This is a genomic window from Kitasatospora sp. NPDC043950 (assembly GCF_056435345.1).
In genome coordinates this window covers 1-21,297 of record NZ_JBWKER010000067.1, presented here as the reverse complement: position 1 = coordinate 21,297, position 21,297 = coordinate 1, and the positions used below count along the sequence as shown (strand labels likewise).

The 21,297-nt window shown below is 73.7% G+C and carries 16 protein-coding genes; 9 read left to right on the top strand and 7 right to left on the bottom strand.

All coding sequences use genetic code 11. The features are described 5' to 3' along the window. Positions 1–520: 520 nt before the first annotated feature. Positions 521–2,053: a glycosyltransferase family 39 protein gene (locus AC07BF_RS32845; RefSeq protein WP_363585368.1), complete on the top strand. Its 1,533-nt coding sequence runs from the start codon at positions 521–523 to the stop codon at positions 2,051–2,053. 107 nt (positions 2,054–2,160) lie between these two features. Here AC07BF_RS32845 and AC07BF_RS32840 read toward each other — a convergent pair whose 3' ends face one another. Continuing rightward, positions 2,161–4,485 (bottom strand): hypothetical protein, encoded by a 2,325-nt coding sequence (locus AC07BF_RS32840; protein ID WP_478334310.1) that lies wholly within the window; start codon positions 4,483–4,485, stop codon positions 2,161–2,163. Positions 4,486–4,783: 298 nt separating this feature from the next. Between AC07BF_RS32840 and AC07BF_RS32835 the strand changes: the two genes are divergently transcribed. The 3 genes from AC07BF_RS32835 to AC07BF_RS32825 all read left to right on the top strand — a co-directional run bounded on the left by AC07BF_RS32835 (position 4,784) and on the right by AC07BF_RS32825 (position 7,234). Further along, positions 4,784–5,527 carry a GOLPH3/VPS74 family protein gene (locus AC07BF_RS32835; protein ID WP_363585370.1) on the top strand — a complete coding sequence of 248 codons (744 nt, stop codon included), beginning with the start codon at positions 4,784–4,786 and terminating at the stop codon, positions 5,525–5,527. A gap of 637 nt (positions 5,528–6,164) precedes the next feature. Then, positions 6,165–7,025, top strand: coding sequence for a helix-turn-helix domain-containing protein (locus AC07BF_RS32830; RefSeq protein WP_350877673.1), 861 nt, complete (start codon positions 6,165–6,167; stop codon positions 7,023–7,025). Continuing rightward, complete coding sequence (locus tag AC07BF_RS32825; protein WP_363585371.1) at positions 7,025–7,234, top strand: DUF397 domain-containing protein; 210 nt, start codon at positions 7,025–7,027, stop codon at positions 7,232–7,234. The genes AC07BF_RS32830 and AC07BF_RS32825 overlap by 1 nt, the downstream gene beginning before the upstream one ends. Before the next feature lie 171 nt (positions 7,235–7,405). On the opposite strand, the gene AC07BF_RS32820 is transcribed toward AC07BF_RS32825, so the two are convergent. Beyond that, positions 7,406–8,521 carry an ADP-ribosylglycohydrolase family protein gene (locus AC07BF_RS32820; RefSeq protein WP_478334309.1) on the bottom strand — a complete coding sequence of 372 codons (1,116 nt, stop codon included), beginning with the start codon at positions 8,519–8,521 and terminating at the stop codon, positions 7,406–7,408. A gap of 203 nt (positions 8,522–8,724) precedes the next feature. Next, the gene (locus AC07BF_RS32815) at positions 8,725–11,331 is read right to left on the bottom strand and encodes a bifunctional FO biosynthesis protein CofGH (RefSeq protein ID WP_363585372.1); all 2,607 of its coding nucleotides are present in this window, start codon (positions 11,329–11,331) and stop codon (positions 8,725–8,727) included. A gap of 182 nt (positions 11,332–11,513) precedes the next feature. Here AC07BF_RS32815 and AC07BF_RS32810 point away from each other — a divergent pair, with 182 nt between their 5' ends. The 3 genes from AC07BF_RS32810 to AC07BF_RS32800 are packed head-to-tail and all read left to right on the top strand — an operon-like array spanning position 11,514 to position 14,823. Beyond that, positions 11,514–12,803 carry a LolA family protein gene (locus tag AC07BF_RS32810; RefSeq protein WP_363585373.1) on the top strand — a complete coding sequence of 430 codons (1,290 nt, stop codon included), beginning with the start codon at positions 11,514–11,516 and terminating at the stop codon, positions 12,801–12,803. Between the two features lie 3 nt (positions 12,804–12,806). Then, complete coding sequence (locus AC07BF_RS32805; RefSeq protein ID WP_400809734.1) at positions 12,807–13,901, top strand: ABC transporter ATP-binding protein; 1,095 nt, start codon at positions 12,807–12,809, stop codon at positions 13,899–13,901. Continuing rightward, positions 13,888–14,823 (top strand): ABC transporter permease, encoded by a 936-nt coding sequence (locus AC07BF_RS32800; RefSeq protein WP_400328196.1) that lies wholly within the window; start codon positions 13,888–13,890, stop codon positions 14,821–14,823. The genes AC07BF_RS32805 and AC07BF_RS32800 overlap by 14 nt, the downstream gene beginning before the upstream one ends. A 64-nt stretch (positions 14,824–14,887) precedes the next feature. Here AC07BF_RS32800 and rarD read toward each other — a convergent pair whose 3' ends face one another. Both rarD and AC07BF_RS32790 read right to left on the bottom strand, forming a co-directional pair. After that, positions 14,888–15,856: an EamA family transporter RarD gene (gene rarD / locus AC07BF_RS32795; RefSeq protein WP_400809736.1), complete on the bottom strand. Its 969-nt coding sequence runs from the start codon at positions 15,854–15,856 to the stop codon at positions 14,888–14,890. 176 nt (positions 15,857–16,032) lie between these two features. After that, a complete protein-coding gene (locus AC07BF_RS32790) occupies positions 16,033–16,881 on the bottom strand; it encodes an SDR family oxidoreductase (protein WP_478334308.1) in 849 nt (282 codons plus the stop codon). Positions 16,882–17,086: 205 nt separating this feature from the next. Here AC07BF_RS32790 and AC07BF_RS32785 point away from each other — a divergent pair, with 205 nt between their 5' ends. Then, the gene (locus AC07BF_RS32785; protein WP_350877776.1) at positions 17,087–17,428 is read left to right on the top strand and encodes a winged helix-turn-helix transcriptional regulator; all 342 of its coding nucleotides are present in this window, start codon (positions 17,087–17,089) and stop codon (positions 17,426–17,428) included. Here AC07BF_RS32785 and AC07BF_RS32780 read toward each other — a convergent pair. Further along, positions 17,415–18,182 (bottom strand): TetR/AcrR family transcriptional regulator, encoded by a 768-nt coding sequence (locus AC07BF_RS32780; RefSeq protein ID WP_363585378.1) that lies wholly within the window; start codon positions 18,180–18,182, stop codon positions 17,415–17,417. The genes AC07BF_RS32785 and AC07BF_RS32780 overlap by 14 nt on opposite strands. 82 nt (positions 18,183–18,264) lie before the next feature. Next, entirely contained in the window at positions 18,265–19,260 is a 996-nt protein-coding gene (locus tag AC07BF_RS32775; RefSeq protein ID WP_363585379.1) for an Lrp/AsnC family transcriptional regulator, read from the bottom strand. 262 nt (positions 19,261–19,522) lie between these two features. On the opposite strand from AC07BF_RS32775, the gene AC07BF_RS32770 reads away from it, so the two are divergent. Next, entirely contained in the window at positions 19,523–21,076 is a 1,554-nt protein-coding gene (locus AC07BF_RS32770; protein WP_363585409.1) for an MFS transporter, read from the top strand. Positions 21,077–21,297: the final 221 nt, after the last annotated feature.

The following is a 21,297-nucleotide window of genomic DNA, read 5'->3' as shown; positions in this document are numbered from 1 at the left end:
GCCCGGCGGGACGGCCGCCCCGCAGGAGCAGCCGGTCGATGGGGCCCGGCGGGGCCGGGGCGAGGTGGTGGGGCCGTCAGCCCCGGACAGGCGCTAAGAAGCAGCCGCGGCGGCGGCCCGGCCTGCGACGGCGAGGGTGGCGACCGCGGTGGCCTCGGTCATGACGGTGCGGAGCATGACGGTGTCCTCTCCTGCTGCGACGTGAGGGTGGGATCCGGTGGCCGCGTCCCGCGGTGACGCGCTCTCCGGTGCCGCCCTGAGCGGTGCTCCCTGGCGGCGATCACCAGCTTCGTCGCCGCTCAGCGGCGGTGGAAGGGACTTCGGCTGGACGGAAGTGGCCCTGGACCGTTCCGGCCAGGAGCGGTCGGCGTCCGCGCCGGGGCCTGGTCGGGACCGCGCCTGGCCGGGTCGGGACCGGGTGGGGGTGCGGGTGCCGACGAGGGGTCAGAGCGGGTCAAGTAGCCTGCCGGAAAAGTGTTCGACCGCCTTGCCGCGCCGTGCGAAGGAGACGAAGGACCCGATGAGACCTGCTGGGCACCCGGTGGTGCGACTGCTGGGGCAGGTGTGGGTGTGGCCCGCGGTGGTGATGCTGGCGGTGGGCGGGTACCGGCTGGGGACGCCGGAGCTGTGGCGGGACGAGATGGCGACCTGGACGGTGGCCACCCGGTCGTTGGGCGACCTGCTCCGGCTGCTCCAGCACGTGGACGCCAGCAACGGGGCGTACTACCTGCTGATGCACGGCTGGACGACGGTGTTCGGCGACTCCGTGGTGGCGCTGCGAATACCCTCCGTGCTGGCGATGGCGGGGGCGGCCGCGTTCGTGGCGCTGACCGCCGAGCGGCTGTTCGGCAACCGGGTGGCGGCGGTCGGCGCGGGGCTGCTGTTCGCGGTGCCGCCGGAGGTGTCGCGGTACGCGCAGGAGGCGCGCGCGTACGCGCTGGTGACCTTCGCGATCGCGGCGGCCACCTGGTTCCTGGTGCGGGCGCTGGAGCGGCCGACGTGGCGGCGGTGGGCGCCGTACTGCGCGGCGATGGCGGTGGCCGGCGCCGGGCACCTGATCTCGTTCAGCACGGTGGCCGGGCAGGTGGCGCTGGTGCTGCTGCACCTGTGGCGCACGCGCGGGGCGGCGGAGCGGCGGCTGCTGTGGCAGTACCCGGTGGCGGTGGGGGTGGCGGCGGTGCCGGTGCTGCCGGTGGTGCTGCTCGGCAGCCGGCAGTCGGACCGGCAGCTGGGCTGGATCGAGACGCCGAACCTCGGGGGCCTGGTGCACTTCGGCCAGCACCTGTTCGGCTCGCACACGGTGTTCTACGCCTTCGTGCTGCTGGCGCTGCCGGCGCTGCTGCTGCCGGGCCGACGGGTGCAGGCCGGGCAGGCGCTGCTGCTCGCGGAGCTGCCGGTGATGGGCGTGTGGGTGGTGTCGCAGGGCGGCACCTCGTACTTCATCGAGCGGTACATGCTGTTCACGGTGCCCGCGTGGGCGGTGCTGGCCGGGGGCGGGGTCGGCGCGGTGTACGGCGTCGCGGCGGCCTGGGCGAAACGTTTCCGCGCTCCGGGACCGGCCAGGGCGGCGGTGGGACTGCTGGCGCTGGGACTGCTCGCCGCCCCGGCCGTGGCGGCGCTGCCGAAGCAGCCCGCGGTGCGCTACGTGGGCTCGCACAACGGGTCGGAGGAGCCGTTCCGGGCGGCGGCCGGGGTGATCGCCGCGGGCTACCGGTCCGGGGACGGGATGGCGGCCCCCCTGGGCAACCAGGCCTGGGCGATGGTGTGGCCGGGCGTCAGCTACTACCTGCCGTCGGACGTCCACCCGTACCCGGTGTTCGTCGCGCAGAGCGCCGACGACGCGGAGGACCTGTCGCCGACGCCGTGCCCGCAGCCGGAGGCCTGTCTGGGGCAGGCGGCGCGGATCTGGCTGCTGGTCCTCGGGGACACCGAGGACCCGCTGACCACCATGCCGGAGGACCAGGCGCAGGCTCTCCGCACGCAGTACGGCGCGCCCGACCAGGTCACGCCGCTCGGCGGGTTCACGGTCGCGCTGCTCGACCGCGACAACTGACGGGACGAACCCGGAGCACGCGACAACTGACGAGCGAGACCCGGAGCACGCGGAAACACGACGGAGGGGGAGCCGGGCGAACCGGCTCCCCCTCCGTCGTCGCGGTGTCAGAGCGTGCGGGTCAGCCGGGACTGGATGGACGGCGGGTTCAGGTCGGACTGGAGGGCCACCGGGACCTCCGTCTTGTCGTCGCCCGCGCCCACCCGCAGCAGGCCGACCTCCTGGCCGGCCTTCGCGGTGTGGCCGAGCTTGGCCGCGTCCAGGGTGACCGTGCCGGTGATGCCCGGGAAGCCGGCCACCACGAGGTCCTTGGTCGCGACGACCTGGACCTTGCCGCCGAGGCCGTCGTCCACGGTGCCGACGACGTCGCCCTTCTTCACCACGGTCTGGCCGGTCAGGCCGCCCTGCGCGGCCTGGATCTGCTTGCCGCTGACCTTGAGCACGGTCGGCAGGATGCCGTCGCCGGGGTTGGGCGAGGTGGCCTGCTGGCCCAGGGTGACGCCGATGATCAGCCGCTTCACACCGCCGATCTCCTTGTAGGCGGCCCACATCAGGCAGCCGCCGGCCGGGGTGCTGGAGCCGGTCTTGACGCCGATGACCCCGGTCTTCGGGTTGATCAGGTTGTTGGTGTTGGAGATCTTCGCGTTGTTGAAGTTGGTCTCCGGGGTGGAGACGATCTGCCGGAAGATCTCGTCCTGCATGACCTGCTCGGCCAGCTTCAGCTGGTCCTTGGCGGTGGACTTGGTGTCCGCGAGGAAGCCCGCCGGGTCGGCGTAGGTGGTGTTGGTCATGCCGAACTTGGCCGACGTCTCGTTCATCAGCTTGACGAACGCGTCCTCGGAGCCGGAGTGGAAGCGGGCGAGCAGCCGGGCCACGTTGTTGGCCGAGGGCAGCATCAGCAGTTCCAGTGCCTGGTACTCGGTGAGCACCTGGCCCTCGGTGAGGGTGACCCGGGACTCGTCGACGTTGCCGGACTCCTGCGCGGCCTGCTTGTCCACGGTGATCTTCGGGCCGCTCTCCCCCTTCTTCAGCGGGAACTTCTGCAGGATCAGGTAGGCGTTCATCACCTTGGTGACGCTGGCGATCGAGGACGGCGTCTCCTGCCCGGAGCTGCCGAGGCTGCCGACGCCGACCACCTCGGCGGCGGACTGGCCCTTGGCCGGCCAGGCGAGGTCGAGCTGGTCGCCGGCGAAGCTGAAGCTGCCCGCGGCGGACATCCGCACCTTGGCGTCCGGCAGCGGACGCAGCAGCTGGGCCACCACCGCCGCACCGAGCACCACGGCGAGGAAGGCCGTCCAGATGGTGATCCGCTTGAGCGCGCGGCGCAGCGGCGAGACCGGGCGCGCGTTGAGGGTCGCCAGGACCTCCATCGCCTCGGCGGTGTTCTCCGGCGCGGGCGGCGGCTCCGGGAGGGGCAGCGGCTCGGGCTTCGGCAGCGGCGGGACGGGCGGCACCGGCCGCGGGTCGGGGGTGGGCAGTGGCTCGGGGGCCGGGGCGGGGCCGGGCACGGGGGCGGGAGTCGGCTTCGGCAGCGGCTCCGGACCGGGCTGCGGCTCGGGTTCGGGGAGGGGCTTGGGCGCCGGGTGCGGCTCGGGCACCGGCTCCGGGACGGGGGACGGCTCGGGCTGCGGGGTCGGCGCCGGGGGCTCGGGCACGGTGCCGGACGCGGCGGCCGCGGGGGCCGTGGCGGCGGCGGAGGCGGCGGCCGCGGGGGCCACGGCGGCGGCGGAGGCGGCGGCCGCGGGGGCCACGGCGGCGGCGGAGGCGCGCGCAGGCGCGGGCTTGGCCGGCTCCTCGGGCTTGGCCGGCCCGGCTGCCGCCTCGTCCGGTTCGTCGCTCTCGGGCGCGGCGGGTGCGGCGGCCTCGGCGGGTGTGGCGGCCTCGGCGGGTGCGGCGGCCCCGGGCGTGTCGCCCTCGGACGCGGCCTTCCCGCCGGCCTCCCTCGCCCCCTTCTCCGTGCCCTTCTCCGTTCCCTTCTCCGCACTCCCCGCCACGGCTCCCGCATCCGCCGCGGCCGTCCGCATGGCGAGACGCGGGTCGGTTCCGGTCGGCCGTCCGGCCGCCTTCTCCTCGCCGTCGGAGGCCGTCACGGCCTCCGCCTCCCCGGCCGCGACGTCGGAACTTCCGTCACCGGCGGGCCTGGTCAGCTCCTCGGGCAGCCGCAGCGCGGTGGTCGCACTGTCCACCGGCAGCCGCAGCATCGTGGTCTTGCTGTCCACATCCCGGACACGGAGCTGTACGGTCGAGCCGCGCTTGGCCCCCGCCGCCGGCGTGTCGCCGGGGCCGGTCTCGGCCTCCCGGCTGCCGTTCGGGTTGCCGTCCGGAGCACCGTCCGGGTCCGGACCCGCACCGCCGGCCGTCCCGGTCCGTTCGCGTTCGCGCTCCTGCGCCCGCTCGCCGTCCCTCAGCACCCTGTCGGGGGACTCGCCCACGTATCCCAGCCTCCTCAACGCCCGGCGGGGCACCGGCAGACCCGATTTCGGGAAGCCGACGCCCCGCCCCGTGTACCTGTACAGTCTCCGCCACCGCCGGCCGATCCGGCCGCGCACACCCCGCCCGACCGGCGCTTATTGCCGTCGCACGGGCGTACTGCGGTCTGTTCACCGGTCAGACGCCGGGCCCGCCGCCCCTGGTTCCCCGCCTCCACCGCAAGGTCACGATTCGGAGGCGTACTCGACAAGCCCGTGTGAGAGGCGTCACCCTGTCTCTCATCCACGCGGGGAGGCTTGGATGGGCAAGAGCCGCAGAACTGTTCCCGAGGAACTCTTGCTGCTCGCTTTGGACCCGACCACGGGTACCACGGCGCAGCCGCAGACCCTCGACCTCGGACTCGCCGGGGCCCAGCTCGTCGAGCTGTCCCTGGCCGGACGGATCGTACCGGAGGGAGACCGGATCGCTGTCGTGCTCGCACGGCCGACCGGCGACCCGACCCTGGACCACGCACTGGAACTGCTGCGCCGACGCGGCAGTCCGGTCCGCGCGGCGCACTGGATCGGCGGGCCCCGGCTGGGGCTGCGGCAGACTTACCTGGCGCACCTGGAGCGCTGCGGCATGGTCACGGCCGTGCCGGGCCAGGTGTGCGGGGTGCTGCCGACGACCCGCTATCAGGCGTCGGACGACTGCACCAACGCCGCGATCAAACAGCGGCTGGACACCGCCATCCGCACCGGCGTGCCGCCGGACCCGCGGACGGCGGCGCTGGCGGCCCTGGCCCATTCCGTGGGCCTGGGCAAGCACCTGTATCCGGGCAACGAGGGCCGGTCCTCGCGGTCGCGGCTGCGCGACCTGATCCGGTACGACCCGCTGGGCGGGATGGTCGCGCACGCCGTGATGGACGTGCAGAACGGCCTGCCGGCGCAGCAGAACCGTTCTGCCCAGGGTTCCGGGACCGGTACCGGCACCGGGCGTTCCGGCGCCCGCGCGGCGGGCCGGGGCTCGGGGCGGGTCGCCGCCTCACGGGTCGGCGTCCGCTGACCGGGACCGCCCGGGCGCGCGGGACACCGCACCGATCGCCGTACGGCCTGCGCGGCACGTGCAGCCCGCACGGCCCGTACGGCCCGTGACGGCGGGCACCACGGGCCCGGCAGGCACCACGGGCTCGGCGGGCACCACGGGCACCACGGGCCCGGCGGCACCTCCGACGGCGCGCGCCGCCCCGTTCACGCCGCCCGACGACGCTGAGCAACGGCGCTGAAGGACCCGACGCACCACCGAAGCAGCACCCGCACCACCAGGAGCACGGAGGGGCGGTCGCCCCGCGACGGAAGTCGCCCGGCGACCGCCCCTCTGCCGTCCCCGAAGGCCCTTTGGGGCCCGTCCGGGGAGCCCGGCGGTCCTGCCCTCGCACGTGCCAATGGCACCTGCGCCGCCGGGGAGCACATCCTTAGCCCGTACCGGTTCGAGCCGCTGAGCCGCATTACCACTTGAGGGCCCTCGCCGTCTCACAGAAGTGCTTTTCCGACGATCTGTTCTACTGCGCTGCTGTGATTCCCTGACGCCGACCTGGCCCAAGGTGACATGCTGCTCCAAGTCAGGGGGGTTGGTCCCAATGTCCGAAGTGTTCCGAGGGCTGCCGTTCCAACGATCACCAGAGGTCCGGCCGGAGGTCGATGTGTCGACGAGCATCAATCCCACCGTGCGCCGTCGGCGCCTGGGCTCGGAGCTGCGCAAACTCCGCGAGGGCCTCGGGATGACGGCGGAGGAGGTGGCGGGCCGGCTGATGGTCTCCCAGTCGAAGATCAGCCGACTGGAGAACGGCCGCCGCAGCATCAGCCAGCGCGACGTGCGCGACCTCTGCGACGTCTATCTCGTGAACGACGAGCAGATGCGCGCCAGCCTCATGGAGATGGCCAAGGAGTCTCGCCAGCGCGGCTGGTGGCACGACTTCAACGACATGCCGACCCCGTACAGCGTCTACATCGGGCTGGAGGCCGAGGCCTCCTCGATCCGCGCGTACGAATCCTCCTTCGTCCCGGGCCTGTTGCAGACCGAGCAGTACGCGCAGGCCGTCGTGGAGGGAACCCAGCCGGACACCGACGCGCTCGCCGTGCAGCGCCGGGTGCAGGTCCGGATGAAGCGCCAGGACCGCATCCAGGGCGAGAACCAGCTCGGCAGCCTGTGGACCGTCATAGACGAGGCGGTGCTGCGCCGCGAGGTCGGCAGCCGCGAGGTGATGGCCGAGCAGCTCAAGCACATGATGGAGCTGAGCCAGCACCCGAACATCACCATCCAGGTGATCCCGTTCTCGGCCGGGGCCCACCCCGGTATGACCGGGACATTCTCCCTGCTGGAGTTCCCCGAGTCAGCCGATTCCACGGTTGTCTACTTCGAAGGGGTGACGAGCGATCTCTACCTGGAGAAGGACGCGGACGTCCGCCGCTATACCGGTCTGTACGACTACCTGCGGGCGGCGGCACTCGGCGTGGCGGAGAGCCGGGCACTGATAGCTGAGATTGAAGAGGGATACCACTGATGAGCACCACCTCCGAGCACGGAACCCGCTGGCGGAAGAGCAGCCACAGCGGCGGCAACGGCGCCTGTGTGGAGATCGCCACGCCGGCCACGGGGGCGGTGGCGGTACGGGACTCCAAGGACCCTCAGGGGCCGCAGCTGCGCTTCTCCGCCGAGGCCTGGACCGCGTTCGCGAGCGCTGCGGCCACCGGGGTGTTCGGCCGCCGCTGACCCTGCGGCGGCGGCCACCGACCCGGCCCCGCGCCCCCGGTGCGAATCCGAGCTCGGCCCGTTTGCCCGTAGCAGTGGCCGTCGCCCTCGCCGGCGGCCGACGCTACGGGCAAACGTCGTTCCCGCCCGAACTTCCCGCCCCATCCGTCCTGTCCGTCCTGTCCGCCCCGTTCAGCGCACCACCGGGTACCGCTCGGACCAGGTCAGCCCCTCCGGGGTGCGCGGATCGTGCAGTTCGGTGCCGTGCATCAGCTCCAGCACGAAGTCGTCGGCGAGTTCGAGGATGGCGCCTCGCCCCTCCAGCCCGGCCACCAGCCCCGACGGCAGCGCGGTGTCACCGTGCAGCACCCCGAGCAGGCTCCCGCAGACCGCGCCGGTGGAGTCGCTGTCCCCGGAGTGGTTGACGGCGAGCAGCAGGCCCGAGCGCACGTCGTGCGCGACCAGCGCGCAGTAGACCCCGATCGCCAGCGCCTCCTCGGCGACCCAGCCCTCCCCCAGCGCCTCCACCCGGTCCGCGGACGGCTCGCTGGCCCGGACCGCGTCCAGCGCGGCCCGCAGCGCGGCGGTGGTCTCCTCGTGCGCCTGCCGCTCGGAGAGCAGCGCCAGGGCGAGGTGGACGCCCTCCTCCAGGGTGCCGCCGCGGGCCACGCTCTGGACGATCACCGCGAGCGCGCCCGCCGCGAGGTAGCCGGTGGGGTGGCCGTGGGTGAGCACCGCGCACTCCACCGCGAGTTGGAAGACCAGGCCCGGCTCCCAGCTGGTGAGCAGGCCGAACGGCGCCGCCCGCACCACCGTGCCGCAGGCCTTGGAGTGCGGGTTCTTCGGCCGCTCCACGGTGCCGAGGAACTCGGCGTCGGCCCCGGTCAGGCCGGACAGGCAGCCCTGGCCGGGGGCGCGCTGGGCGTACAGCCACTCCTCGCGGCCGAGCCAGCCGAGGTCGGGGCGGCGCTCGTCGGGGCCCCAGTCGCGCTGGGTGGCGGCCCAGCGCAGGTAGGCCAGGTGCAGGTCGGTGGGCGGATGCCAGCTGCCGGTGTCGCGCCGGATGTGGGCGCGGATCAGGCCGTCGACGGTGAACAGGGTGAGCTGGGTGTCGTCGGTGACGGCGCCGGTGCGCCCGTACGCGGGGACGTAGCCGGTGACGCCCTGCGGGCCGTGCTGGGCCCGGATCTTCTCCAGCGGCTCGAACTCGACGCCGGCGCCGAGCGCGTCGCCGATGGCACCGCCGAGCAGACAGCCCCGCACCCGGCTGCGGAAGTCCTGCTGCTGGGCGCGTGACCACAGTGGCATCACGACGGGGCGCCTTTCCTCGGGGCAGGGGGCTGCGCGACGCACGGCCGCGGCGCGCGCCCTGGCACTGTATTCGAAGACCCGAGCGAATCAAGGGCGTCCCTCGTGCTCCGGTTTCCCGGCCCCGGCCGCCGTACGGGCGGCAGCGGGGCCGGGGGAACCAGCAGGCCGGGACCGGCGGAACCGGGAGGCCGGTGGCGGGATCAGTCCAGGACCGGCAGCAGCTCCGGCAGGTGCCCGTCCGAGGCCAGCGCCGCGGCCCGGCGCTCGGCCGGCACCTCGCCGTACGTGGTGGTGCGCTGGCGGTGCGGGCGGCCCGCCGCCTCGGCGATCGCCTGGAGGTCGCGCACCGACTTGTAACTCCCGTACGCCGAGCCGGCCATCCGCGAGATGGTCTCCTCCATCAGCGTGCCGCCCAGGTCGTTGGCGCCCGAGCGGAGCATCTCGGCGGCGCCCTCCGCGCCCAGCTTGACCCAGCTGGTCTGGATGTTGGGGATGTGCGGGTGCAGCAGCAGCCGGGCCATCGCGACCACCGCGCGGTTGTCCCGGGCGGTCGGGCCGGGCCGGGCGATGCCGGCCAGGTAGACCGGCGCGTTGGTGTGGATGAACGGCAGGGTCACGAACTCGGTGAAGCCGCCCGTGCCGTTGGTCTCCAGGGAACGCTGCTGGATCTCGGCCAGCAGCCGCAGGTGCCCGAGCCAGTGCTTCGGGGTGTCCACGTGCCCGTACATCATGGTGGACGAGGAGCGGATGCCCAGTTCGTGCGCGGTGGTGACCACTTCGACCCAGGTGGCGGCTGGCAGCTTGCCCTTGGTGAGCACCCAGCGGACCTCGTCGTCCAGGATCTCGGCCGCCGTGCCCGGGATGCTGTCCAGGCCGTTCTCCTTGGCCCGCTGGAGCCAGTCGCGGATGGACAGCCCGGTGCGGGTCGCGCCGTTGACCACCTCCATCGGCGAGAAGGCGTGCACGTGGATGCCGGGCACCCGCTCCTTCACCGCGCGGGCGATGTCGAAGTAGGCGGTGCCGGGCAGGTCCGGGTGGATGCCGCCCTGCATGCAGACCTCGGTGGCGCCCACCTCCCAGGCCTGCGCGGCCCGGTCGGCGACCTGCTCCAGCGACAGGGTGTAGGCGTCGGCGTCGGTGCGGCGCTGGGCGAACGCGCAGAAGCGGCAGCCGGTGTAGCAGACGTTGGTGAAGTTGATGTTCCGGGTGACGCAGTAGGTGACGTCCTCCCCGACGGTGTCCCGGCGGACGTCGTCGGCGATCCGGCAGAGCGCGTCCAGGGCCGGGCCGTCCGCGTGGAACAGCGCCAGCGCCTGGTCGTCGGTGAGCCGCGTCGGGTCGTCGGCGGCCACCGCCAGCGCCTCGCGCAGGTCGCCGACCAGCCGCTCGGGCGCGCCCTCGGCGAGCACCTGCTCGCGCAGCACCTCCCAGTCGCCGTAGACGTCCTCGAAGTCGGCCCGGCGGTCGCCGGTGCGGCCCTCGGTGTCGATGGTGGCGTGCAGGTCGGTCCGCCCGTACGAGACGGGCAGGTCCTCGGGCTCCTGCCAGGGCAGGCCGCGGACCACCGCGTCCGGGTTCGCCAGCCCGGTCTCCGGGTCGGCGAGGGCGCGCACGTGCGGCAGCACCCGCGGGTCCAGCCAGGGCTCGCCGCGCCGGACGTACTCGGGGTAGACGGCGAGACGCTCGCGCAGTTCGAAGCCGGCGGCCGCGGAGCGCTCGGCGAGCCGCTCGATCTGCGGCCACGGGCGTTCGGGGTTGACGTGGTCGGGAGTGAGCGGGGAGACGCCGCCCCAGTCGTCGACGCCGGCCGCGATCAGCCGCCCGTACTCGCCGTCCACCAGGTTCGGCGGCGCTTGCAGGCAGGCCGCCGGGCCCATCACGTGCCGGGCCACCGCCACGGTGGCGACCAGCTCGTCCAGTTCGGCGTCGGGCATGCCGCGCATCGCCGTGTCCGGCTTGGCGCGGAAGTTCTGCAGGATCAGCTCCTGGACGCCGTGGTAGGCCCGGGAGACCTTGCGCAGCGCGAACAGCGACTCCGCGCGCTCCTGGTACGTCTCGCCGATGCCGATCAGCAGGCCGCTGGTGAACGGGACGGAGCTGCGCCCGGCGTCCTCCAGCACCCGCAGCCGGACGGCCGGTTCCTTGTCCGGCGAGCCGAAGTGCGGGCCGCCGGGCTCGCTCCACAGCCGGGTGGCGGTGGTCTCCAGCATCATGCCCATGGAGGCGGAGACGGGCTTGAGCCGCTGGAAGTCCGTCCAGCCGAGCACCCCGGGGTTGAGGTGCGGGAGCAGGCCGGTCTCCTCCAGGATGCGGATCGACATCGCCCGCACGTAGGCGATGGTGTCGTCGTACCCGTGCGCGTCGAGCCACTCGCGGGCCTCGGGCCAGCGGTCCTCGGGCTTGTCGCCGAGGGTGATCAGGGCTTCCTTGCAGCCGAGTTCGGCCCCGCGCCGGGCGACGTCCAGCACCTCGTCGGGGGACATGAACATCCCGTGGCCGGCCCGGCGCAGCTTGCCGGGGACGGTGACGAAGGTGCAGTAGTGGCACTTGTCGCGGCAGAGCCGGGTGAGCGGGATGAAGACGCTCTTGGAGTAGGTGATGACGCCGGGCCGCCCGGCCGCCGCCAGCCCCGCGTCGCGGACCCGGGCGGCGCTCGCACACAGGTCGTTCAGGTCCTCGCCTCTGGCCTGGAGCAGCACCGCGGTCTCGGTGACGTCCAGGGCGACGCCGTCCCGGGCTCGGCGCAGGGCGCGCCGCATCGCGTTAGCGGTCGGGGGGTTGCTTGCGTCCATGGCGGTTCCGTCCATGGCGCGACCCTACGCCAGGTGTCGTACGTTCGGAGTAGCCAACCCTGAGGGCGTCTCAGGGTCGATGTACCCGCGAGGTTGACCCCGAACTGGCCCCGCAGGGCGATGACGGGGCCGGAGTGCGGGCCTCTAATGGAAGGGCACAGCCAATCGCTCGTGTTCGTAGAGGAGTTGAGGACGCCATGACCAATGACACGGCGGCGGGGGACAACGTGGACGGCGGCGTGCCGTACCGCTCCCGGCGGCGCATGCTGGTGCGGGCCGGGGTGCCGCTGACGGTGGCCGCGGTGATCGCCGCCGGGATCGGCCTGGTGCCCGCACTGGCCGCCGACGCCCCGCCCGAACTTCCCTCGCTGACGCCGGAGCAGCTGGTGGCCAAGGTGCTCGGCTCCGACGCGCAGAGCCTCTCCGGCACGGTGTCCGTCTCCACCGACCTCGGCCTGCCCAGCCAGCTGCTGGGCGTCGCGGCCGGCGGGCTCGGCGCGGCGGCCGGGCGCGGCGGCGGCCAGGGCTCCTCTTCGGCCGACCCGCAGGCCAAGCTGCTCGGCCTGCTCGGCGGCGACCAGACGCTGCGGGTCGCGGTGGACGGCCCGGACCGCCAGCGGGTCGACCTGCTGGAGGACATGGCCGGCTACACCGTCGTCCACAACGGCGACCAGGCCTGGGCCTGGGACAGTTCGACCAACACCGCCGTGCGCCTGACCGGCCAGGCGCCCGCCCAGCACCCCGACACCGCCGGCAAGCACGCCGGGGCACCGCTGACCGGGGTGCCGACGACCCCGCAGGAGGCCGCCCGGCAGTTCCTGACCGCGAGCGCGGGCACCACGTCGGTCACCGTGGCCGGCACCGCCAACGTGGCCGGGCAGAAGGCGTACCAGCTGAGCGTCAAGCCCGCGCAGTCCGGTTCGACCGTCGCCGAGGTCCGGATCGCGGTCGCCGCCGACAACGGGGTGCCGCTCTCGGTGGTGGTCAAGGGCGTCGACGGTTCCACCGTGCTGGACGTCCACTTCACCGACGTGTCCTTCGCCAAGCCGGCCGCCAAGACCTTCGACTTCACCGTGCCCAAGGGCGCCAAGGTGACGGAGCACAAGGCGGACGAGGGCGCCAAGGGTGAGGTGCCGCAGGGCTTCGCGCCCAAGGGTTCCGCGCCCGGGGGCCAGGCCGGTCAGGACGCCTCGGGCCGGGACCACGGCGGCGTGAACGTGATCGGCGAGGGCTGGACGACCGTGGTCTCGGCGCAGCTGCCCGGCGGCGCCGTCGACGCGCCGCAGGACGGCGGCAAGGGCGGCAAGCACGGCGGCCGGGGCGCGGCCCTGAACCCGCAGGCGCTGGTGAAGTCGCTCGGCAAGCCGGTCGGCGGCGGCACGCTGATCAGCACCAAGGTGGTGAACGTCCTGGTCACCGACGACGGCCGGGTGTTCGCCGGCGCGGTGACCCTGCCGGTGCTCCAGCACGCCGCCGGGGTGAACTGACGGATGACGAAGGCTCCCGTAACGGGGGACGTTACGGAGTCGGCCGGGGGTCCGGGCGCCGAGCAGCGCCCGGGCCCCGTGCCTTCCACCTCCACCTCCCCCTCCACCTCCTCCCCCGGTTCCCCCGGCTCCTCCCGGCCCGACGACGTGATCAGGACCCGCGGTCTGACCAAGCGCTTCCGGGGCGGCCAGCTCGCCGTGGACGGCCTGGACCTGAGCGTGCCGCGCGGCTCCGTCTTCGGCTTCCTCGGCCCGAACGGCTCCGGCAAGACCACCACCATCCGGATGCTGATGGGCCTGATCGCCCCCACCTCCGGCGTCGCCACCGTCCTCGGCGAGCCGATGCCGCAGTCCGTCGCCTCCGTGCTGCCCCGGGTGGGCGCGCTGATCGAGGGCCCGGCGCTGTACGGCTTCCTCTCCGGGCGGGACAACCTGGTCCGGTTCGACGCCGCCGACCCGACCGCCGACCCGCGCACCCGGCGCCTGCGCGTCGAGACGGCGTTGGAACGGGTCGGGCTGAGCGCCGCGGCGGCCAAGAAGGCCCGCGCGTACTCGCTGGGCATGAAGCAGCGGCTCGGCCTGGCGTCGGCGCTGCTCCAGCCGCGCGAGCTGCTGGTGCTGGACGAGCCCACCAACGGGCTGGATCCGCAGGGCATGCGCGAGATCCGGGCGCTGGTGCGGGAGGTCGCGGCGGAGGGGACCACGGTGTTCCTCTCCTCGCACCTGCTGGACGAGATCGAGCAGGTCTGCACGCACGCGGCGGTGATGTCCCGGGGCCGGCTGGTGGTGCAGGGCACCGTCGCCGAACTGGCCGCCCGCGCGCAGGGCCGACTGGTGGTCCGCACGCCGGACGTGGCGCACGCCGTGGAGGTACTGGCGGCCCACCGGGTCGGCTCCCTGCTGCCCGGCGACGGGCGGGTGGACGGCGAGCTCGGCGCGCTCGGCTCGCTCGGCTCCCCGGTCGAGGAGGCGCTGCCGAAGCTGTGCGCGGCGCTGGTCGAGGCCGGGGTGCGGGTGCACGGGTTCGGGCTGGAGCGGGGCACGTTGGAGGACGCCTTCGTGGCGCTGACCGGGGAGGGCTTCGATGTCGCAGGCTGAGCTGTCGCAGGCCGGGGTGTCACAGGCCGGGATGTCGCAGGCCGGGGCGGTGCCGGTCGGGGCTCAGCCGGTCCGGACCGGGCGGAGGCCGCAGACGGCGGCCGGGTTCCTGGCGCTGTTCCGCAACGAACTGCACCTGACCTTCCGCCGGATGCGCACCAAGGTGCTGCTGGGGATCCTGGCGGTGCTGCCGATCCTGATCGGCGTGGTCGTCAAGCTCAACACGGGCAGCCCGCACGAGGGCGGCGGCGGGGTGAACTTCATCGCGCAGACCACCCAGAACGGCCTGTTCCTGGTCTTCACCGCCCTCGCGGTCGCGCTGCCGGTGTTCCTGCCGATGACGGTCGGCGTGGTCGCCGGGGACTCGGTCGCCGGCGAGGCGGCCACCGGGACGCTGCGCTACCTGCTGGTCGCGCCGGCCGGGCGCACCCGGCTGCTGGCCGCCAAGTTCACCGCCGGGCTGGTGTTCTGCCTGGCCGCCACCGTGGCGGTCGCGGCGGCGGCGCTGGCCACCGGCGCCGCACTGTTCCCGCTCGGCGAGGTGACGCTGATCTCCGGCGACACCATCGGCTTCGGCGACGCGCTGCTGCGGGCGGTGCTCGTGGCCGGGGTGGTGGCGGCCTCGCTGGCCGGGCTGGTGGCGATCGGGCTGTTCGTCTCCACGCTCACCGGCAGCGGCATCGCGGCGATGGCGGCGACCGTCGGGCTGGTGGTCACCGTGCAGATCCTGGACGCCTTCCCGCAGTTGGACGCCGTCAGGCCGTTCCTGTTCACCCATTACTGGCTCAGCTTCGCGGACCTGCTGCGCCAGCCGATGTACTGGGACGGCGTGTGGAAGGACCTCGGCCTCCAAGCCGCCTACGTCGCCGTGTTCGGCGCGGCGGCCTGGTCCCGCTTCACCAGCCGGGACATCAGCGTCTGACCGCCGCCTCGGCGGGAGCGGACCAGCGGGAGCGGACCAGCGGGAGCGGATCAGCGGGAGCGGATCAGCGCCTGACCGCCGAGGCGGCGGGGGCGGGCTGCGGCACGGCCGCGGCCCGCCCCGCGCGGTCGGCCCGCACCTGGCGCAGCGCGTCCCAGGTGAGCACCGCGAGCGCCAGCCAGACCAGGCCGAAGCCGGCCCAGCGGGCGGGCGGCATCGACTCGTGGAACACCGCCACGCCGATCAGGAACTGGAACACCGGCGCCAGGTACTGGAGCAGCCCGAGCACGGTCAGCGGCACCCGCACGGCCGCCGCGCCGAAGAACAGCAGCGGGATCGCCGTGATCACGCCGCTGAGCAGCAGCAGCCCGGAGTGCCCCCAGCCGTACGAGCCGGCCACCGTGTGGCCGAAGGTGCCGCGCCCGCTGACCTCCAGGTAGACCAGGTAGCCGAGCGCGAACGGGAACATGAAGGCGCTCTCCGCCGCCAGGCTCTCCAGGCCGCTCAGCCCGACCTTCTTCTTCAGCAGCCCGTACGTGGCGAAGGAGAGCGCCAGGGTGAGCGCGATCCACGGCAGCCGCCCGTACGCGACGCTGAGCACCGCGACGGCGGCCGCGCCGACACCGACCGCCGCCCACTGCGCCGTCCGCAGCCGCTCCTTGAGCACCAGGACGCCGAAGCCGATGGTGACCAGGGGGTTGATGAAGTAGCCGAGGCTGGTCTCGACGACGTGCCCGGCGTTGACGCCCCAGATGTAGACGCCCCAGTTGATCGAGATCACCGTGGCCGCGCCGGCCAGCATGGCGAGCCGGCGGGGCTGGCGCAGCAGCGGGCGTATCCAGCTCCAGTGCCGCTGGGCGATCAGCAGCAGCACCACGGCGACCAGGGACCAGACCATCCGGTTGGCCAGGATGTCGTCGGCGGCGCCGGGCTCCAGCAGTGGCCAGAACAGGGGGAAGAGGCCCCAGATGCCGTAGGCCGCGACGCCGTACCAGAGGCCTCGGCCGCTGTCCTGCTGGGTTGTCTCTGGCATGGCCGCCTGCCCTCCGCGCGCGTGTGTCGAGGTGACGGTAGCGGGCGGAGGGGCAGGCTGTCATCTCCGTTTCCGCATTTTGGTCATGACATCGCTGACCTCGGGAAACGCGGGCCCACGGCGGGTCCGGAGTGCGGGAGGACCTGAGGCCCGGAGCGCCTCAGGCCTGGAGCGCCTCAGGCCCGGAGCGCGGCGCGCACCGACTCGGCCAGCGGGACGGTCGGGCGGCCGATCAGCCGGGCCAGGTCGCCCGCGGTGCCGGCCAGCTCGCCACGGGCGATGCCCGCGTCCACGTCCACCAGCACCTCGGCGAAGCCCTCCGGCAGGCCCGCGCCGACCAACGCCGCGAGGTGCTCCGCCGGCGCCACGTCCTGGTGCGCGACCGGCTGCCCGGAGACCAGCGCCAGCTCTGCCGCCAGCTCCGCCAGGCTCCACGCGGCGTCGCCGCTCAGCTCGTACACCCGGCCCTCGTGGCCCTCGCCGAGGAGCACGGCGACCGCCGCGTCCGCGTAGTCCTTGCGCGGGGCGGTGGCCACCCGGCCGTCCCCGGCGCTGCCGAGCACCACGCCGCGCGCCACCGTGCCGGCCGCGTCGCCCAGGTAGTTCTCGGTGTACCAGCCGTTGCGCAGCAGGACGGACGGCAGGCCGGATGCGCGGATCAGCTCCTCCGTCGCCTTGTGCTCGTCGGCCAGCCGGAAGGTCGCCGCGCCCGGCGCGCTCGTGTAGGCGAACAGCGCGACGCCGGCCGCACGGGCCGCGTCGACCACCGCGCGGTGCTGCGGGATCCGGCGGCCGACCTCGCTGCCCGAGATCAGCAGCACCCGGTCACCGGCCGCGAAGGCGCCGGCCAGGGACGCCGGGTCGTCGTAGTCGACCACGCGGACGGCCACCCCGCGCGCGGCCAGGTCGGCCGCCTTCCCGGCGGAGCGGACGGCGACCGCCACCTCGCTCGCGGGGACCGCGGCCAGCAGGCCCTCGACGACGAGACGGCCGAGCTGGCCGGTGGCACCGGTGACGACGTACATGGGGATGCTCCTTGGGTGGGTTTCTGCCTCGACGGGGTTCCTGCCTCGAAACTCACCCTAGGGACTGCACTAACCTTTCGAAAGTACGCACTTCAAAGTACGGTACTGACATGAAGGTAATGGCAGGACAGTCATGAAGACCCTGGAGGAAGGCCGCCCGGCCGTCCCGGTGCGCGAGCTGCCGCCGGCGGACGTGTTCGACCGCATGTGCCCGTCCCGGGGCGTGCTGGAGCACGTCACCAGCCGCTGGGGCGTCCTCGTGCTCGGCGCGCTGCGCGAGCGCGGCTACCGCTTCAGCGAACTGCGCCGACGGGTCTCCGGCGTCAGCGAGAAGATGCTCGCGCAGACCCTGCAGACGCTGGAACGCGACGGCTTCGTGCACCGCGAGGCCCACCCGGTGATCCCGCCCCGGGTCGACTACAGCCTCACCCCGCTCGGCCGGGAGGCCGCCGAACTGGTCGCCGCCCTCGCGCACTGGTCCGAGCAGCGGGTCCCCGCCGTCGAGGCCGCCCGCGCGGAGTACGACGCCCGGCCTAGCGTTCGCTGATCAGGGCCGCCAGCCCGTCCAGCACGCGGGCCAGGCCGAAGGCGTACGCGTGGTCCGGGTCGTACGCGCCGCCGTGCGCCTCGCCGGCGGCGGCGCCCACCCGGGCCGCGACCGGGTAGCGCTCGGCGTCGAAGACCTTGGCGAGCAGCTCGGCGTTGGCGGCCCACCACTGCGCGTCGGTCATCGCGCTGTCCTGCCGGGCGGCGCGCTCGTCGGCGGCCATCCGGGCGCAGGTCTGGACGAAGCCCAGCAGGTGGGTGAGCGCCGCGTCCAGTTCGACGTCGGGCAGGCCGGTGCCCTCGAAGGCGCGCAGCTCGTACTCGTACTTGGCCATCAGGCCCGGGCCGAGCGGCGGGCGGCTGGTGGAGACCGCCGAGACCCACGGGTGGGCTCGGTGCAGCGCCCGGTTGTCGTCGGCGACGGCGGTGACCCTGGCCCGCCAGCCGTCGTCGGCGGGGGTGCTGCGCGGCGTCGTCGCGTAGACGGTGTCCAGCATCAGGTCGAGCAGTTCGGCCTTGCCGGGGACGTAGGTGTACAGCGCCATCGGGGACAGCCCCAGCTCCTGCGCCACCCGGCGCATGGTGACGGCGTCCACGCCCTCGGCGTCGGCCAGGGCGATGGCCACGGCTGCGATCTCGCCGGTCGACCGGGCCTGCCGCGGGCCGCGCCGGCCGGGCTTCTCCTCGGCGGTCAGCCCCCAGAGCAGGGCGAGGGTGCGCGCCGGATCTCCTGCGCTGCTGCGGTCCGTGGCCATGGGGGGATCTTTTCACGGCCCCGCCGACAGCTCGACGGAGCGACGGACGGTCGCTCGGCGGTTCGGCAGCCCGGTGCCGGCGTCATACGAGCGCCGGGTGGATCAGCCGCCCGTGGTGGATGAGCGAGGCGGACTGCTTGAGCCGGTTCACCCGGACGCTGATCTCGTAGCCGCGGATGCCCTCGACGTGGGCCAGGCGGCCGGTGAGGTAACGGTAGAAGTCGGGGGTGTCCCGGCAGGCGACCACGGCCATCAGGTTGTGGCGTCCGCTGATCGCGGCGACGAACGCGCACTCGTGGTGGCCGCCGACCTCCTCGCCGACCTGGTGCAGCCGCGGTAGGTCGACCTGCAGCCACAGGGTGGCGTTGAGCCGGTAGCCGAGGCGCTCGGCCAGGGTGTCGACGTCGTACGTGAGCGAGCCTGCTGCCTCCAGTGCCTCCAGGCGACGGGCGACCCGGGGCTTGGACCAGCCGGTGACCTTGGCCAGGTGGGTATGGGTGGCCCGGCCGTCCTCGGCGAGCGCGCGCAGCAGCGGCAGGTCCTGTTCACCCAGGGGCGTCGACGAGGCCACTGCCGGGGTGGGGTGGCCGGAGGTCAGCCGCCGCACCTGTTCGGGGGTGAGCGAGGCGTCGGGGTCGGTCCAGGGCGCGGTTCCGGGACCGCCGTAGATACGCACGACCAGGTCGACGTTCACGTCCAGGACCGCGCCCGCTCGCGGCAGCTGGCGCAGCAGCAGGTCGTCATGGTCGGTTCCGGCGGGGGACCGGATGATGCAGATGATCTCCGAGCCGCCGGAGGCGATGCCGACGTACGCCACCTCGGACCGGCGGGCCAGTGACTGGGCCAGCGGTGCCACCGCATCAGGTCGGCAGCGCAGCCGGGCGATCCACTCCGCCTGGCCGTCGGCGTTCAGGTTGCCCAGTCCGACAACGCGCAGCAGGCCGTCCCGCCGCAGGGCGGCGTAGCGGCGCGCCACAGTCTGTTCGGACACGCCGATGACCTCCCCGAGCCGCCGGAACGAGACCCGGGGCGCGCACTGCAAACCGTGGATGATTTTGCGGTCCAGATCATCAGCCATGGAGGAATGGTCCCATCGCCAGGCGCTCAGGCGGAGGTTCCGGGAGGCTTCTTGGGATCGACTGCGGGTTTCGGGTGCTTCGGGGAGAAGCTGATCGGCGGCTCCACGGGCGGCTGCCATCGGCCGTCGCCCCCGGGAGCGGGCGCACGCTCCCGGCGGCGCTCCGAGAATGCGGGGCCTCCCCCGCAGCAGCCGAAGGAACGACCCCGTGAACTCCACAACGACGCCGGACCTCAGGGCCGGACGGGCCGCCACGCTCGTCATGGCCTGCCTGGGTGTCTTCGTCGCCTACCTGCCCGTCACCACCGTGTCGGTGAGCCTGCCGGCGATCCAGCGCGCGCTGGGCACGTCGACCTCCGAACTGTCCTGGGTGTCGGACGCGTTCGTGCTGCCGATGGCCGCGCTGATCCTGACCACCGGCGTCTGGGGCGATGTCCACGGCCGCAAGAAGGTCTTCCAGACCGGCATGGTCTTCTGTGCGCTGGGCGCCGCGATCTCGCTGCTGTCCAGCTCGGTGCAGGCACTGTGGGTCGGGCAGGCGGTCTCCGGCATCGGCGCCGCCGCTCTGCTGCCCACCACACTCACACTGATCAGCCATGCCGTGCCCGACCACCGTGAGCGGGGCAAGTTCATCGGCTTCTGGGCGATGAGCCTGACGGCCCCGCTCGCCGTCGGCCCGCTGATCGGCGGCGCCCTGCTGGAGCACACCACCTGGCGCTGGATCTTCCTGCTGCCGATACCGCTCTCCGTGGCCCTGCTGGCCGTCGCCGCGTTCCGGCTGCCCGACTCGCGCGCCCCGCACGGCCGCCGGCTCGACTGGCCCGGCCAGATCACCGCCGCCACCGCCGTCACCGCACTGGTCTACGGCGTCATCGAGGGCGGCGCGGACGGCTTCGACGAACCCGCTGTGATCACCGCGCTGACGCTCGGCGCGGTCGCCGCCGGAGCCTTCGTCCTGGTGGAACTCCGCAGTACCAGCCCGATGCTGGACCTGGCGCTGTTCCGCAGCCCCGCGTTCACCGCCACCGCACTGGTGGCCGTGGTCAGCTTCCTCGGCCTGATCGGCTTCTTCTTCGTGCTCAGCCTGTACTTCGGCCTGGTCCAGCACCTGAGCACCATGCAGGCGGCACTGCGGATGGTGCTGGTGTCCGGCACCTCGCTGGTGGCCGGCCTCCCTGTCGGACGGCTGATGCACCGGATCCCGCCGAGGGTGCTGATCACCTCCGGGCTGGCGCTGGTCGCCGCCGCGATGTTCGCCATGACCGGCGTCGACGCCCACACCTCCTACGCGGCGCTGACCTGGCGACTGGTGCTGCTCGGACTCGGCATGGGCGCGGTGCTCACCCCGATGACCGCCTCCGCAGTCTCCGCCGTTCCCTTCCACCTGGCCGGGATGGCCGCGGCCGGCAACAACGCGATCCGCCAGGTCGGCGCCGCGCTCGGCCCCGCCGTCCTCGGGGCGCTGCTCACCACCCGTGCCCTGAACGCCCTGCCCGCACAGCTCGCGAACGCCGGCGTCCCGGCCCAGACCGGCGCGCGTGTCCTGGACTCCGCCCGCGAACACGGCCTGGGCGCCGTCGCCGGACTCGACCTCGGCCCCGCCACGGGACAGGCCCTGACCGCGCTGAGCAACTCCTTCCTGGACGGCATGCGGCTGTGCCTGCTGGTCTCCGCCGGCCTCGCCCTGCTGGCCGCGCTGGCCTGCGCCCTGCTGCTGAAGAGCCCGTCGAGCGCGGCACCGAGGGCGGCGGGTCCGGGACGGCCAGTGCCGGAAGCGGAGCAGGCCGCGGTCCCGGTTGCGGCGCAGCCAGCCTGAGGAACAGGAAGCAGGGGGACCGACAGCGGTGGTACTGCACCCCGCTGGAGGGAGTCGGTCCGCTGCGCTTCGGGATGAGTCCGCAGCAGGTGTCGGCCGCCCTGGACGGCGAGGTGCCGGCCGAGAGCTGGGGCCACCACCCCTTCCCGGTGGGCAGCCCTTGGGAGGACCAGGGCACTCCCGAGGAGTGGCACGTGAGCAAGGAGTACTACGCCCGGGCT

Excerpts from the sequence above, each read along its gene's own strand:
- AC07BF_RS32845 (WP_363585368.1), top strand. The coding sequence starts at position 521 with ATGAGACCTGCTGGGCACCCGGTGGTGCGACTGCTGGGGCAGGTGTGG.
- AC07BF_RS32835 (WP_363585370.1), top strand. The coding sequence starts at position 4,784 with ATGGGCAAGAGCCGCAGAACTGTTCCCGAGGAACTCTTGCTGCTCGCT.
- AC07BF_RS32825 (WP_363585371.1), top strand. The coding sequence starts at position 7,025 with ATGAGCACCACCTCCGAGCACGGAACCCGCTGGCGGAAGAGCAGCCAC.
- AC07BF_RS32820 (WP_478334309.1), bottom strand. The coding sequence starts at position 8,521 with ATGCCACTGTGGTCACGCGCCCAGCAGCAGGACTTCCGCAGCCGGGTG.
- AC07BF_RS32815 (WP_363585372.1), bottom strand. The coding sequence starts at position 11,331 with ATGGACGGAACCGCCATGGACGCAAGCAACCCCCCGACCGCTAACGCG.
- AC07BF_RS32810 (WP_363585373.1), top strand. The coding sequence starts at position 11,514 with ATGACCAATGACACGGCGGCGGGGGACAACGTGGACGGCGGCGTGCCG.
- AC07BF_RS32805 (WP_400809734.1), top strand. The coding sequence starts at position 12,807 with ATGACGAAGGCTCCCGTAACGGGGGACGTTACGGAGTCGGCCGGGGGT.
- AC07BF_RS32800 (WP_400328196.1), top strand. The coding sequence starts at position 13,888 with ATGTCGCAGGCTGAGCTGTCGCAGGCCGGGGTGTCACAGGCCGGGATG.
- rarD (WP_400809736.1), bottom strand. The coding sequence starts at position 15,856 with ATGCCAGAGACAACCCAGCAGGACAGCGGCCGAGGCCTCTGGTACGGC.
- AC07BF_RS32790 (WP_478334308.1), bottom strand. The coding sequence starts at position 16,881 with ATGTACGTCGTCACCGGTGCCACCGGCCAGCTCGGCCGTCTCGTCGTC.
- AC07BF_RS32785 (WP_350877776.1), top strand. The coding sequence starts at position 17,087 with ATGTGCCCGTCCCGGGGCGTGCTGGAGCACGTCACCAGCCGCTGGGGC.
- AC07BF_RS32780 (WP_363585378.1), bottom strand. The coding sequence starts at position 18,182 with ATGGCCACGGACCGCAGCAGCGCAGGAGATCCGGCGCGCACCCTCGCC.
- AC07BF_RS32775 (WP_363585379.1), bottom strand. The coding sequence starts at position 19,260 with ATGGCTGATGATCTGGACCGCAAAATCATCCACGGTTTGCAGTGCGCG.
- AC07BF_RS32770 (WP_363585409.1), top strand. The coding sequence starts at position 19,523 with ATGGCCTGCCTGGGTGTCTTCGTCGCCTACCTGCCCGTCACCACCGTG.